This window comes from Streptomyces sp. NPDC001985 (genome assembly GCF_040296845.1).
GTDB lineage: Bacteria > Actinomycetota > Actinomycetes > Streptomycetales > Streptomycetaceae > Streptomyces.
The window spans coordinates 141,015-153,675 of record NZ_JBEOYB010000004.1; the positions used below are offsets into that span (position 1 = coordinate 141,015).

Below are 12,661 nucleotides of genomic sequence, written 5' to 3' on the forward strand. Positions count from 1 at the left end.
GCATCGGACAGATGTCGTACGAGGAGAACAGGCGTCCCGCCCGTCGCGGGCCCACCGCCGTCGCCACCGCCGTGGTGACGGTGGCCGCGCTGACGGGGTGCGCGTCCGGCGGGACGCCGGGCGGTGCGGACCGGGAGGACGCCAAGCCGGGGCGCTCCGCCGACTCCCGGGCGGCGGGCGAGCGCCCCTCCCGCCAGCCGCTCGCCGGGCGGACGGTGGTGGTCGACCCCGGTCACAATCCCGGGAATTTCCAGCACACCGACGAGATCAATCAACTCGTGGACATCGGAACCAACCGCAAGAATTGCGACACCACGGGTACCGCCACCAACAGCGGTTACACCGAGGCCGCATTCACCCGCGATGTTTCACAACGCCTGCGAACCCTTCTCGAAAAGCAGGGCGCGCGGGTGGAATTCACCCATGACGGAAACCGGGCATTCGGCCCGTGCGTGGACGAGCGGGCCCGGATCGGAAACGCGGCGCGCGCCGATGCCGTGGTCTCGGTCCACGCCGATGGATCGGCCCGGGGCAACCGCGGATTCCATCTGATCCTGCCCGGACGGGTCAAGGAGGGGCAGGCGGACACCACCCGTATCGTGGGCCCGTCGCGCGCGCTCGGCGAGCGGATCGCCGGGTCCTTCGCCCGCGCCACCGGGAGCGAGCCGGCCAACTACATCAACGGCGGGAGCGGGCTCGATGTGCGCACCGATCTCGGCGGACTGAATCTCTCCACCGTGCCGAAGGTCTTCATCGAATCCGGCAATATGCGCGATGCGGCCGACGCGGCGCTGCTCTCCAGCCCCGGGTGGCGGCAGCGGGCCGCGGCGGGCATCGCGAACGGCATCCGGGACTTCCTCACCGGATAGCGGAAGCGCCGCCCCGCTCGCTCCCCGACCGCTCCCCGACCGCTGCCCGGTCACCCTTCCGGGCGGAGACGACTCCCGATACCGGGCAGACGGCCATGGAGCCCAGACGATAGATTCATCCCCACGAAGGGGACCCCCTCCCCCGCTCCGTGCCACGCACACCGCCCCAGGCGGCAGCGACGACCGCCCCGATGAGACGACCCAAGAAGGACTTTCTACGTGAACATCCGCTCCCTCACACGAGGTGATGGCGTGGTGATCGGAGCAGCGGTACTGCTGTTCATCGCCTCGTTCCTGGATACGATCGACTGCTCCGGCACCCTCTGCGGGGATGTGCCGAACGCGTGGGACAACGGCTCGCTGCTTCTCGGCGTCTATCTGGCCGGCATCATCAGCGCGGCCCTGATCGTCCTCTCCCGGCTGCTGCCCAGCCCTCCGAAGGTCATCGGCATCGAGCTGGGCCACCTCGGCATCGCCCTGGCGCTCTTCACGGCCTGGTCGGCGCTGGGCGCGATCTTCGACCCGGCGGGCTCGTTCAACGGCGAGCTGGACCCGGACGCCGGCACCGGGCTGATCCTGGGCTTCATCGCGGCCCTGCTGCTGGCGGCCGGCGCGGTCACCGCCCAGCTCGTGCCCGCGCTGAGGGCCCCGCTGATCGGCGCCCCGCGCCCCACTCCGGCCCCGGCTCCGTACGGCGGCCAGCCGCAGACGGGGTACGGCTACCCGGGCGCGCAGCAGCAGCCGTACGGCGGCGCCCAGCAGCAGCCCTCCTACGGCGGCAACCCCGCCCAGGGCGGCCCGGCCGCGGCGCCGCAGCCGGGCGGCGGCGGCGCGGACTTCGCGCCGTTCTGGTTCGCGGTGCCGGTGGCCCGCCCGCTGTACGGCGAGGACGGCTCCCCCAGCCCGATCGCCGAACTGGCGCCGGGCACCTGGTATCTCGCGGTCGAGCAGCGCGGTTCCGGGCTGATCGCGCAGACGCAGGACGGGCGGCGCGGGGTGCTCCAGGACACCTCGGGCATCCAGCGCGGCTGACGCCCCGCCCCGAGAACCCTTGAGGGGTGCCACCGGACGCACGGTCCGGTGGCACCCCTCCGGCGTGCTCAGCGGAGGTTGTCGCCCCAGCCGCCCTGGAGCATGGTCTGGAACGCCCACGCGCCGTCCCGCTTGATCAGGATGTCGGCGTACCGCAGTCGCTGGGTGTGGCCGCCGGCGGTCATGGCCGAGTCGGTGAAGACGATCACCATGGCGGGCGAGAGGAAGACGGGCGTACGGGTCGACTCGAAGGTGATGTCCTCGTCGCCGCCGCCCATCACCTGGGTCATCGTCTCGACGAACCGGGCGCGGTCCCACTGGGCCGCCGCGCCGTTGCCCTGGGAGTCGTCGCTGACGAGGTTGAGCGGGAAGACGGCGACATCGGCCATCCTCTCGATCTCGCGCCGCGCGCTGTAGCCGTCGTAGGCGGCGAACCAGGCGTCGATCTCGGCCAGCTCTTCGGTGGTGGGGATGTGTCCGGCGTCGGGCAGCAGGGGCATGCGAGGGTCTCCCGTTCGGATGGATCAGGTGGAACGTCCACGACCGTAGTTCCCCGGCCATCATCTAGTCAAACTTGATTAGACGATCGGACCCCGGCTCCGGCTCCATTGCCGAGGCACCAGGCCCGCTCTACTCTGACGGTCCATCAGATACGGGTGTGGCGGCACGGAGGTGGTGGGATGCGGCTGGGGCTCGCGCTCGGCTACTGGGGCCGCGGCCCCACCCCGGGACAGCTCGACCTCGCCCGCGAGGCCGAGCGGCTCGGATACGCCTCGGTGTGGACGGCCGAGGCCTGGGGCTCCGACGCCTTCACCCCGCTGACCTGGATCGCCGCGCACACCTCCCGGATCGGACTCGGCACCGCCGTCGCGCAGATGGCGGCCCGCACGCCCACCGCCACCGCCATGCACGCGCTCACCCTGGACCATCTCTCCGGCGGGCGGATGATGCTCGGGCTCGGGCTCTCCGGGCCGCAGGTGGTGGAGGGGTGGTACGGACGGCCGTTCCCGAGCAGCCCGCTCACGGCGAGCCGGGAGTATGTGGAGGTCGTCCGGCAGGTGCTGCGGCGCGAGGGGCCCGTGGAGCTGGACGGGCGGTTCCACCAGCACCCGTACCGGGGCGCGGGCGCGAGCGGGCTCGGCCGGGCGCTGGCACCGATCACCCACCCCCTGCGGGCCGGTCTCCCCGTGCTCCTCGGAGCGGAGGGGCCCAAGAACATCGCCCAGACGGTCCGCATCGCCGACGGCTGGCTGCCGCTGTACTGGTCGCCGCTGCGGACCGGCGCGTACCGCGAGGCGCTCACCGGTGCGCCCGACGGGTTCATGGTCGCTCCGATGGTCCGCGCCCGGGTCTGCGACGACCTCGCGGAGGGGCTGCTGTCCGTCAAGGCGATGCTCGCCTTCTACATCGGCGGCATGGGGCACACCGCGCGGAACTTCCACGCCGATCTGATGGCGCGGATGGGGTTCGAGGGCCCGGCGCGGGACATCCAGCGGCTGTTCGCCGAGGGCCGCCGCGAGGAGGCGGTGCGCGCGGTGCCCGACGCCTTCGCCGACGAGATCTCCCTGACCGGACCGAGGGAGCGGATCGCCGAACGGCTGGAGCTGTGGCGGGCGGGGCCGGTGACCGATCTGCTGGTCGCCGGGCCCGACCCGGCGACCCTGCGGACCCTGGCGGAGCTGGTGCTCTGACCGCTCCGGCACGATCCGGAAGAGACGACCTAGCCGCAGGCCCCGCAGTCGGGGGTGAGGCCCCGGGGGAGGCGTTCGCCGCCGAAGACGGCCGTGGTGGCCTCGTCGCCGCCGAGGGCGGCCACCGCGAGCAGCAGGGAGCCCGCCGTCCAGGTGGTGCGTTCCTCGGGCCAGATCGCGCGCTCGCCCTCGAAGACGTACCCCGTCCAGTACATCCCGTCCGGGGCGCGCAGATGGCCGATGGACTGGAGGATCTCCAGCGCCCGGTCGGACTCCCCCGTCATCCAGAGCGCCAGGGCGAGTTCACAGCTCTCGCCGCCCGTGACCCACGGGTTGGGCAGCACACAGCGCACCCCGAGGCCGGGGACGACGAAGTCGTGCCAGCCCGACTCGATACGGGCGGTGGCCGCCGGGCCCTCGACCGCGCCGCCCAGGACCGGGTAGTACCAGTCCATGGAGTAGCGGCGCTTGTCCAGGAAGCGTTCCGGGTGGCGGGCGATGGCGTGGGCGAGGGCGCCCGCCGCCAGTTCCCAGTCCGGCTGGGGCTCCTCGCGCTCGTCGGCGATGGCGAGCGCGCAGCGCAGGGCGTGGTGGATGGAGGAGCTGCCGGTGAGCAGGGCATCGGTGACGGGGGTCCCGTCGGCCTCGCGCTTCCAGCCGATCTGGCCGCCGGGCCGCTGGAGCCGGAGCACGAACTCGGTCGCGGCGTACACCACCGGCCACATCAGGTCGAGGAACGCCTCGTCCCCGGTGGCGAGGTAGTGGTGCCAGGTGCCGACGGCGACATAGGCGCAGAAGTTGGTCTCGCGGCCCCGGTCGGTGGGCCGGTCCGGGTCGCCGTCCTGGTAGGCGGCGTACCAGGAGCCGTCGGCGTTCTGGTGCCGGAGCAGCCAGGCGTACGCCTTCGCCGCGGCCTCGTGCTCACCGGCCGCGTCCAGGGCCATGGCGGCCTCGATGTGGTCCCAGGGATCGAGATGGTGGCCCCGGAACCAGGGTATGGCGCCATCGGCCCGCTGGACGGCGAGGACGCCGGCGACGGTCTCGGCGGCCTGCTCGGCGGTGAGCACGCCGGGCAGGACGAGGTGCTCGGTGCGGGGAGTGGTCACGCGTCGGCCCCGGTGGCGGGCGCGGACGCGGGCGCGGACGCGGGCGCGGACGCGGGTTCGGGCGCGGGTTCGGGCACGGTCGCGGGTTCGGGTTCGGGCGCCGGGAGGTGCGGCTTGGTCGCGTACGCCACGAAGCTCTTGCCGATCAGCGGGTTGAGCGCGCGTTCCGCGAGGCGGGTGGCGAGGGGCTTCTTCATGATGTCCCAGACCAGCAGCTTGTGGTACGCCTTGACCGGCAGGACCTGGTCGTTGTCCACGCCGAAGGCGCACTTCAGCCACCAGTAGGGGCTGTGGAGCGCGTGGGCGTGGTGGGTGCCGTAGGGGACGAGGCCGGCCTCCTCGATCCTGGTGAGGAGTTCATCGGCCCGGTAGATGCGGATATGGCCGCCCTCGACCTGGTGGTACGCGTCGCTGAGGGTCCAGCAGACCTTCTCCGGGCCGTACCGGGGCACGGTGACGGCGATCCGCCCGCCGGGCCGCAGCACCCGCACCATCTCGGCGAGCACCCCCTTGTCGTCGGGGATGTGCTCCATCACCTCGGAGATGATGACGACGTCGAACGACTCATCGGGGAAGGGCAGGTTGAGCGCGTCGCCCTCCATCGCGGTGGCGGTGGCGCCCTCGGGGGCCTCCCCCGCCTCCTTCATCGCGGCGAACCACCTGGCGACCTCGCGGATCTCCTCGGCGTTCCGGTCCAGGGCGACGACCCGCGCCCCGCGCCGGTAGCACTCGAAGGCGTGCCGCCCCGCGCCGCAGCCGAGGTCGAGCACACGGTCGCCCGCCGCCAGCGGAAAGCGGGTGAAGTCGACGGTCAGCACAGGTTCCCGCTTTCGCAGTCGGAGGATGGGGGCAGAGGGGTGGTGGGCGGGCGGCGGTCCCGCCCGGGCGGTCAGCGGGGAGCGGTGCTGGCGATGGCCGCCCGGTAGAGCTCCACCGTCCCCTGGGCCGCTTTCGCCCAGGTGAAGCGCTCCAGGACCCGGGCCCGGCCGGCCGCGCCCAGCCTGGCCCGCAGCTCCGGGTCGCCGAGCAGCCGGCCGAGGGCGGCGGCCAGCGCGCCGGCGTCCCCGGGCGGCACGGCGAGGGCGCTCTCCCCGTCGGGGCCCGCCACCTCCGGGATCGCGCCGCCGGTGGTGGCGACCAGCGGGGTGCCGGTGGCCATCGCCTCGGCGGCGGGCAGCGAGAACCCCTCGTACAGCGAGGGCACACAGGCGATCTGCGCGCCGCGCACCAGGCCGACGAGTTCGGTGTCGGAGATGCCCTTGACGAACTCGACCGCGCCCGCGAGGCCGTGGCGCTCGATGAGCCGGGCGACCGGGCCGTCCTCGGCACGGCGGCCGACGACCACCAGATGGGCGTCCGGGTGTGCGGTGCGGAGCCGGGCCAGCGCCTCCACCAGGTGCACCAGGCCCTTCAGCGGCACATCGGCGCTGGAGGTGGTGACGATCCGGCCCGGCACCTCGGGAACGGCGGGGTCGGGCGAGAACAGTTCGGTGTCGGCGCCGATGTGGACGACCCGGACGCGGTCCTCGCGCACGCCGAGATGGCCGACGATCTCCTGCCGGGATGAGCCGGAGACGGTGAGGACGGAGGGCAGCCGGCGGGCGACCCGCTTCTGCATCCGGGTGAAGCCGTACCAGCGGCGCACGGAGGCCCGCCGCTGCCAGCCGTCCGCCGCGTCCAGCTCCAGCCGGCGGTCGACCGTGATGGGGTGGTGGATGGTGGTGACCAGGGGCGCGCCGAGGTCGGCCAGGAGTCCGTAGCCCAGGGTCTGGTTGTCGTGGACGACGTCGAACCGGCCGCGCCGGGCCGCGAGATGGCGGCGGGCGCGGAGCGAGAAGGTCAGCGGCTCGGGGAAGCCGCCGGTCCACATGGTGGCGACCTCCAGCCGGTCGATCCAGTCGCGGTACTCGTCGCGCGCGGGGGTGCGGAAGGGGTCCGGGCTGCGGTAGAGGTCGAGACTGGGCAGCTCGGTGAGGGTGACGCCCTCGACGCCCTCGTCGAGGACGGGGTAGGGCTGGGCGCCGATCACGTCGACGGTGTGGCCGAGGCGGGCGAGTTCGCGGGAGAGATGGCGGACGTAGACGCCCTGGCCACCGCAGTACGGGTTGCCCTTGTAGGTGAGCAGGGCGATCCGCAGCGGTCCGGCGCCGTCGCCGGCCGCGGCCGGTCCCTCGGCGCGGGGGGCCCGGCCGGAGTCCTGGTCGGGGCCCTTCCCCGAGCCCGGGTGCGGGCTGTGGCGAGGGCCCTGGCCGCCGCCCGGCTGGGGGCCGGCCTCAATGGCCTCAGCGGTCACTCACGGCCCCCTTCTCGCTGTGTTTTCGCCGGAGCGTAACCGCTCGCGCTAATCTAGAACAAGTTTCAGACTTGATCGCTCAAGGAGCTTCGAATCTACCGGCAGGTAGCGCCGCTGTAAGGGCTGGAACAGGTGATTCGCACCACGGCGGGCGCGCTGTCCTGCTGCGCCGCCCCTCCGTGTCCGATACTCGCCCGGTAGCCGCCCGGTGCGACCGCCTCGCCGCACCCGGACGGGACGATCCGCCTCGTGATGGAACGGGACCTATGACAGCCGAAGCCAAGGCCAAGGTGCAGGCCGGCCCTGCCGCACCCCAGCTGACCGAGCGCCAGGAGGCGCGCCGCCGCCGCATTCTGCACACCAGCGCCCAACTGGCCAGCCGTGGCGGCTTCGACGCGGTGCAGATGCGGGAAGTGGCCGAATCCTCCGAGGTCGCCCTGGGCACGCTGTACCGGTACTTCCCCTCCAAGATCCATCTGCTGGTCGCCACCATGCAGGACCAGCTCCAGCATCTGCACACCACCCTGCGCAAGCGCCCGCCGGGCGGGGCGGACCCGGCCGAGCGGGTGGCCGAGACCCTGATGCGGGCCTTCCGGGCGCTCCAGCGCGAACCGCATCTCGCGGACGCGATGGTGCGAGCGCTGACCTTCGCGGACCGGAGCGTGAGCCCCGAGGTGGACACGGTCTCGCGGCAGACCACCGCGATCATCCTGGACGCGATGGGTCTGGAGCACCCGACGCCCGACCAGCTCTCGGCGGTGCGGGTGATCGAGCACACCTGGCACTCGGCGCTGATCACCTGGCTGTCGGGGCGGGCCTCGATCGCGCAGGTGAAGATAGACATCGAGACGGTGTGCCGGCTCATCGAGCTGACGGAAACGGAGCGCCCGCGGCGCTAGGTGCCGGCGGGCCTGCCCGGGGTTTCAGTCCTCCGGCGGGAACACCGGTTCACCGCCGGCCGCGAGGGTGATGGTGATCGCCTCCACCGGGCAGTTCTCGGCGGCGGCGAGCACCGTCTCGCTCGCCTCCGCCTCGGGCTCCCGGGGGTGCGACTGCCGCGCCCCGTCCAGGCTGAATCCGTCCGGCGCGGTGCCGGCGCACATGCCGGAGCCGATACAGACGGCGCGGTCGACCCGGATGTTCCAGCGGTCGCCCATCAGTTGCCTCCGTCTCCCGTGGACGCGCCCCCGGGTCCGGTGGTCCCGAGCCCCGGGGCCTCGTATCCGGCGGGCAGATGGATCATCTTGTGCTCCAGATACTCACCGTAGCCCTCGGGGCCCAATTCGCGCCCCATGCCGGAGTCCTTGTATCCGCCGAACGGCCCAAGCATGTCCAGCCCGAAGGTGTTGACGCAGTACGTGCCGGTCCTGATCCGGCGGGCGAAGTCGATGCCGCGCTCCACGTCACCGGTCCACACACTGCCGCTGAGCCCGTAGTCGGAGTCGTTGGCCACCCGGGCGGCCTCCGTCTCGTCCCCGTACGGCAGCAGACAGATCACCGGCCCGAAGATCTCCTCCCGGGCGATCCGCATGCCGTTGTCGACCTCGCCGAAGAGGGTCGGTTCGACATACCAGCCCCGGTCCAGACCGGCGGGGCGCCCGCCGCCGGTGAGGAGCTTCGCGCCCTCCTCCCGGCCGATGCCGATGTAGTCGAGCGAGCGCTGCCGCTGGCGCCGGGCGACCAGCGGGCCCACCTCGGTCGCCGGGTCCAGCGGGTCGCCGACCACCAGCGCGGCGGCGGCGGCCGTCAGGGCCTCGGCGATCTCGTCGTAGCGGGAGCGCGGGGCGAGGATACGGGTCTGGGCCACACAGGCCTGTCCGTTGTTCATCCAGGCGGCGGGCACGATCCCGGCGATCGCCGACTCCAGGTCCGCGTCCGGGAGGATCACGGCGGCGGACTTGCCGCCCAGTTCGAGGGTGACACGGGTGAGATTGCGGGAGGCCACCTCCATGACCCGCCGGCCCGCCGCGACGGAGCCGGTGAAGGAGACCTTGTCGACCCCGGGGTGCCCGACCAGATACTCGCTGACCTCGCGGTCCGCCGGGAGGATGGAGAGCACGCCCTCGGGCAGCCCGGCCTCCTGGGTGATCTCGGCGAGGAGATAGGAGTCGAGCGGCGCCTCGGGGGACGGCTTGAGCAGCGCCGTGCAGCCGGAGAGCAGCGCCGGGGCGAGCTTGGCAGCGGCGGTGAACTGCGGGACGTTCCAGGGCAGCACCGCCGCGACGACCCCCACCGGCTCCCGCCGCACCAGAATCCCGCCGAGCGCGCCGGCCCGCCGCTCCTCGTGGGTGAAGTCCCGGGCGACCTTGAGATACGAGTCCCACACCAGCACCGCGCCCAGCGCCTGGGCGAAGACGCTCCAGGAGTACGGGGAGCCGTTCTGCGCGCTGATCGAGCGGGCCAGCTCGTCGTGGCGGGCGGTGATCGCGTCCTTGATCCGCTCGACCACGGCGATCCGCTCGGCGAGCGGCGTCCGGGGCCAGGGCCCCTCGTCGAATGCCCGGCGGGCGGCGGCGACCGCTCGGTCCACGTCGGCGCGGGAGGCGTGCGGGACCCGGCCGATGACCTGCTCGGTGTGCGGGGAGACGACCTCGATGGTTCCGGTGCCGAGCGGATCGGCCAACTCGCCGCCGATGAAGAGCTTTCCGTGTTCCACGAGCTGGGCCATGCTGCTGCCTCCTGCGCCCCGACGCGGTAGCTGACACTGCTTCAGAACTGATATCAGTTCTAATTATCGTGGGCAATGCTCGTGAGGCGATGCCCGCCGGGGGCGCGGAGGGGCTGCGCGGGCCCCGGGAGGCGGAGCCCGGCCGCCTCGCCGAGCAGGGGGGCGACCGGGGGCCCGATGAGCACACGGCGCCGCAGCCGGGCGGGTGGCGCCGGGTGCCGGAGGCGGAGGAGCGGCAACCGGGGCGCGTCCGCCGGGGAGGGGGCAGCTCCTCCCCGGGGACCATCCGCCGCACGGGGGCACGCCCCGCGCCGGGCCGGACGACGCCGCGCCCACCGCCCCCTCGGCTCCCGGGCGGGTCCGGGAGCCGCCCGGCCACCGCGAGGAGCTGGGGCGCGGACCATCGCGGTGGCGCGGGCGGAGGCACCTCCGCGGAGACCGGTGAGGCCGGGGCTCGCGGAGGAGCCGCCGGGGGTTCCGGTGCGGTGCGCGGCGGTGCGGAGCGGGAGGCCGGAGGGAAGCGGGGGCGCAACTTCCGGATGCGCGGTGACCGGCCGGTAGAGTGGGCAGGTCGTCATCACACCCGTACGGGGGGAAGCCGGTGCGAATCCGGCACTGACCCGCAGCCGTGAGCCGCCCGCCGATCACCGGGGGCGGCGAGCCGGAATGCCCCGTACGCGACCGTGAACGGCTCGTGCCACCGGCAGCCCGCCGGTGACCGGCACCGTCGAGGAATACGGAGCCGGAGCCCTGGTGCCCGCGTGTGCCCGTGCCCGGCTCCCGCAGGAGAGGCCCGCCCCGCTCATGACCACCGCCCGCCGCAGCGCAGCCGCGCTCGCCGTGTCCGCCGTCCTCTCCGTGGCCGTCGCCACCGCGGCCCCGGCCGCCTTCGCGGCCCCCACGCCGTCGCCCGCCGGGAAGCTCCCCGCCGGTCTGTACGGCACCGGCGACCCCACGTACGACGGTGTCTGGCGGCAGTCCCTCGCGCTGCTCGCGCAGGACACCGCCGGGGTGAGGCCCGCCGCGCAGGCCGTCGAGTGGCTGACCGGGCAGCAGTGCGACAGCGGTGCGTACGCCTCGTACCGCGCCGACACCACCGCGCCCTGCGGCCCCAAGCTGCCGCTGGACTCCAACGCCACGGCCGCCGCCGTGCAGGCGCTCGCCGCGCTCGGGGGTGAGGAGAAGGCCGTCGAGGAGTCGGTGGGCTGGCTGAAGGCCGTGCAGAACCCGGACGGCGGCTGGGGGTACAACCCCGGCGGCGCCAGCGACGCCAACTCCACCTCCGTGGTGATCGGCGCGCTCGCGGCGGCCGGTGAGACGCCCGAGGACGTGCTGTCGAAGGACGGGCAGTCGCCGTACGACGCGCTGCTGACCTTCGCGCGGCCGTGCGGCGGGAAGAACGGCGGGGCCTTCGTCTTCCAGCCGAAGCAGCCCGGGATCGTCGCCGACTCCACGGCGGCTGCGGTGGTGGCCGCGAAGGGCGAGGGCATGGTGGTGCGGACGGATGTGAAGGATGTCCGGGGCCGGTCCTGCGGGCCCTCCAAGACCGTCCAGGGCGCCGCGCACAACGGCGCCGCCTACCTCGGCGCCGCGCTCGCGAAGACCGGCTATCTCACCACCCCGCCGATGCCCGGCTCCGACGACCCGGCCGAGAAGCCGGACCACGGCAACACGGCGGACGCGGTGGTCGCGCTGAGCGCGCAGGGGATGGCCGAGCAGGTGAAGAAGCCGCTGGCGTGGCTGGAGCGGAACGCGGCGGACTGGGCCGAGGAGTCCGGGCCGGCGGCGTACGCGCAGCTGATCCTGGCGGCGGAGGCGGCGGGCGCGGACCCGTCGAAGTTCGGGAAAACGGACCTGGTGGCGGCGTTGAACGCGACCGGGCCCGAGCCGCGGAAGGAGTCCGCGGCGAAGGACGGGGACTCCGGCGGCGGCACCTGGTGGTTCGTCGGGGCCGGCGCCGCCGCGCTCGTCGGTGTGGGTGTGCTGTTCGGCGGGCGCCGCAGGTCGCAGCGGTGAGGCGGGGCGGCGCGCTGCTGCTGGTGCTCGCCGCCGTGCTGACGCTGTTCGGTGCGGGGGCGGGGGCGGCGCAGGCGGCGGGGTACCGCTACTGGTCGTACTGGCAGGGCGACGGCGGGACGTGGGTGTACGCCACGGAGGGTCCGGCGACGGCCCGGCCCGCCGACGGGTCGGTCAGCGGGTTCCGGTTCTCCGTGAGCGAGAACAGCGCGGACGCGGCGCAGCCGCGCCGGGAGCCCGGTTTCGCCGCGATCTGCGGGGGGACGGACGCGGAGCCGGGCAGCAAGCGCGTCGCGCTGGTCATCGATCCCGGGACCGCGGGGGACGCGCCGTCCGGGGAGACGCCGCCGCCGCCGCGGACGGCCTGTGCGAAGGTGCCCGGGGCGGCGACGACCGCGGACGCTCTGGCGAGCGTGGCGAAGCCGCTCCGCTACAACGGGCAGGCGCTGCTCTGCGCGATCTCCGGGTACCCGGGGACGGGCTGCGGCGAACAGGTGTCCGCCCGGGAGCCGTCCGCCTCCGCCTCCGCCTCCGCCTCCGCCTCCGCGCCCGCCTCCGATGAGGGCGGTCCCTCCCTCGGCGTGATCGCGGGCGCCTCGGCGATCGCGGCGCTGGCCGCCGCGACCCTGTGGCAGTCCCGCCGCCGCCGGACCCGATGAGCGCCGCGCCGGGGCGCGGTGCGCGCTTCCCGCTCCCCGCCTTCCGGGCCCTCCGCCGGCTCGGCACCTGGAGCCCGAGGGTCCGTCCTCAAACGCCGGACGGGCTGAAATCCCCGGCCCCCCAAGCGGAGGACCGCACCCTGCGAGAGGCCGATCCCACAGCACACCCAAGGCACGAAGCCCACCCCCAAACACCGGACAGGCAGAAACCCCCGGCCCCCCAAGCGGAGAACCGCACCCTGCGAGAGGCCGATCCCACAGCACACCCAAGGCACGAAGCCCACCCCCAAACACCGGACAGGCAGAAACCCCCGGCCCCCCAAGCGG

The 12,661-nt window shown here is 73.8% G+C and carries 12 protein-coding genes and 1 riboswitch; of the genes, 6 read left to right on the forward strand and 6 right to left on the reverse strand.

What is annotated here, in order from left to right; translation table 11 throughout:
• The first annotated feature begins 11 nt into the window (after window positions 1–11).
• Complete coding sequence (locus ABT122_RS02990; protein WP_351544359.1) at window positions 12–869, forward strand: N-acetylmuramoyl-L-alanine amidase; 858 nt, start codon at window positions 12–14, stop codon at window positions 867–869.
• 219 nt (window positions 870–1,088) lie between these two features.
• Window positions 1,089–1,901 carry a hypothetical protein gene (locus ABT122_RS02995; RefSeq protein ID WP_351544361.1) on the forward strand — a complete coding sequence of 271 codons (813 nt, stop codon included), beginning with the start codon at window positions 1,089–1,091 and terminating at the stop codon, window positions 1,899–1,901.
• A gap of 68 nt (window positions 1,902–1,969) precedes the next feature.
• On the opposite strand, the gene ABT122_RS03000 is transcribed toward ABT122_RS02995, so the two are convergent.
• On the reverse strand, window positions 1,970–2,401 hold the full coding sequence (locus tag ABT122_RS03000; protein ID WP_351544364.1) for a nuclear transport factor 2 family protein: 432 nt from the start codon (window positions 2,399–2,401) through the stop codon (window positions 1,970–1,972).
• Window positions 2,402–2,581: 180 nt separating this feature from the next.
• On the opposite strand from ABT122_RS03000, the gene ABT122_RS03005 reads away from it, so the two are divergent.
• Window positions 2,582–3,592 carry an LLM class F420-dependent oxidoreductase gene (locus tag ABT122_RS03005; protein WP_351544367.1) on the forward strand — a complete coding sequence of 337 codons (1,011 nt, stop codon included), beginning with the start codon at window positions 2,582–2,584 and terminating at the stop codon, window positions 3,590–3,592.
• A gap of 29 nt (window positions 3,593–3,621) precedes the next feature.
• Here ABT122_RS03005 and ABT122_RS03010 read toward each other — a convergent pair whose 3' ends face one another.
• The 3 genes from ABT122_RS03010 to ABT122_RS03020 form a co-directional block, all read right to left on the reverse strand.
• Window positions 3,622–4,698 carry a prenyltransferase/squalene oxidase repeat-containing protein gene (locus ABT122_RS03010; protein WP_351544370.1) on the reverse strand — a complete coding sequence of 359 codons (1,077 nt, stop codon included), beginning with the start codon at window positions 4,696–4,698 and terminating at the stop codon, window positions 3,622–3,624.
• Window positions 4,695–5,516, reverse strand: coding sequence for a class I SAM-dependent methyltransferase (locus tag ABT122_RS03015; RefSeq protein ID WP_351544372.1), 822 nt, complete (start codon window positions 5,514–5,516; stop codon window positions 4,695–4,697). The genes ABT122_RS03010 and ABT122_RS03015 overlap by 4 nt, the downstream gene beginning before the upstream one ends.
• 71 nt (window positions 5,517–5,587) lie before the next feature.
• Window positions 5,588–6,991 (reverse strand): glycosyltransferase family 4 protein, encoded by a 1,404-nt coding sequence (locus ABT122_RS03020; protein ID WP_502976086.1) that lies wholly within the window; start codon window positions 6,989–6,991, stop codon window positions 5,588–5,590.
• A 266-nt stretch (window positions 6,992–7,257) separates the two neighbouring features.
• On the opposite strand from ABT122_RS03020, the gene ABT122_RS03025 reads away from it, so the two are divergent.
• Window positions 7,258–7,890: a TetR family transcriptional regulator gene (locus ABT122_RS03025; protein ID WP_351544374.1), complete on the forward strand. Its 633-nt coding sequence runs from the start codon at window positions 7,258–7,260 to the stop codon at window positions 7,888–7,890.
• A gap of 24 nt (window positions 7,891–7,914) precedes the next feature.
• On the opposite strand, the gene ABT122_RS03030 is transcribed toward ABT122_RS03025, so the two are convergent.
• Together ABT122_RS03030 and ABT122_RS03035 are read right to left on the reverse strand one after the other, a co-directional pair.
• Complete coding sequence (locus ABT122_RS03030) at window positions 7,915–8,148, reverse strand: ferredoxin (protein ID WP_351544376.1); 234 nt, start codon at window positions 8,146–8,148, stop codon at window positions 7,915–7,917.
• A complete protein-coding gene (locus tag ABT122_RS03035) occupies window positions 8,148–9,659 on the reverse strand; it encodes an aldehyde dehydrogenase (protein WP_351544378.1) in 1,512 nt (503 codons plus the stop codon). The genes ABT122_RS03030 and ABT122_RS03035 overlap by 1 nt, the downstream gene beginning before the upstream one ends.
• 592 nt (window positions 9,660–10,251) lie before the next feature.
• A riboswitch (cobalamin riboswitch) is annotated at window positions 10,252–10,330 on the forward strand.
• 133 nt (window positions 10,331–10,463) lie between these two features.
• Between ABT122_RS03035 and ABT122_RS03040 the strand changes: the two genes are divergently transcribed.
• Entirely contained in the window at window positions 10,464–11,675 is a 1,212-nt protein-coding gene (locus ABT122_RS03040) for an SCO2321 family membrane protein (RefSeq protein ID WP_351544381.1), read from the forward strand.
• A complete protein-coding gene (locus tag ABT122_RS03045) occupies window positions 11,672–12,334 on the forward strand; it encodes an SCO2322 family protein (protein WP_351544383.1) in 663 nt (220 codons plus the stop codon). Before ABT122_RS03040 ends, ABT122_RS03045 begins: the two co-directional genes overlap by 4 nt.
• The last annotated feature ends 327 nt before the right edge of the window (window positions 12,335–12,661 follow it).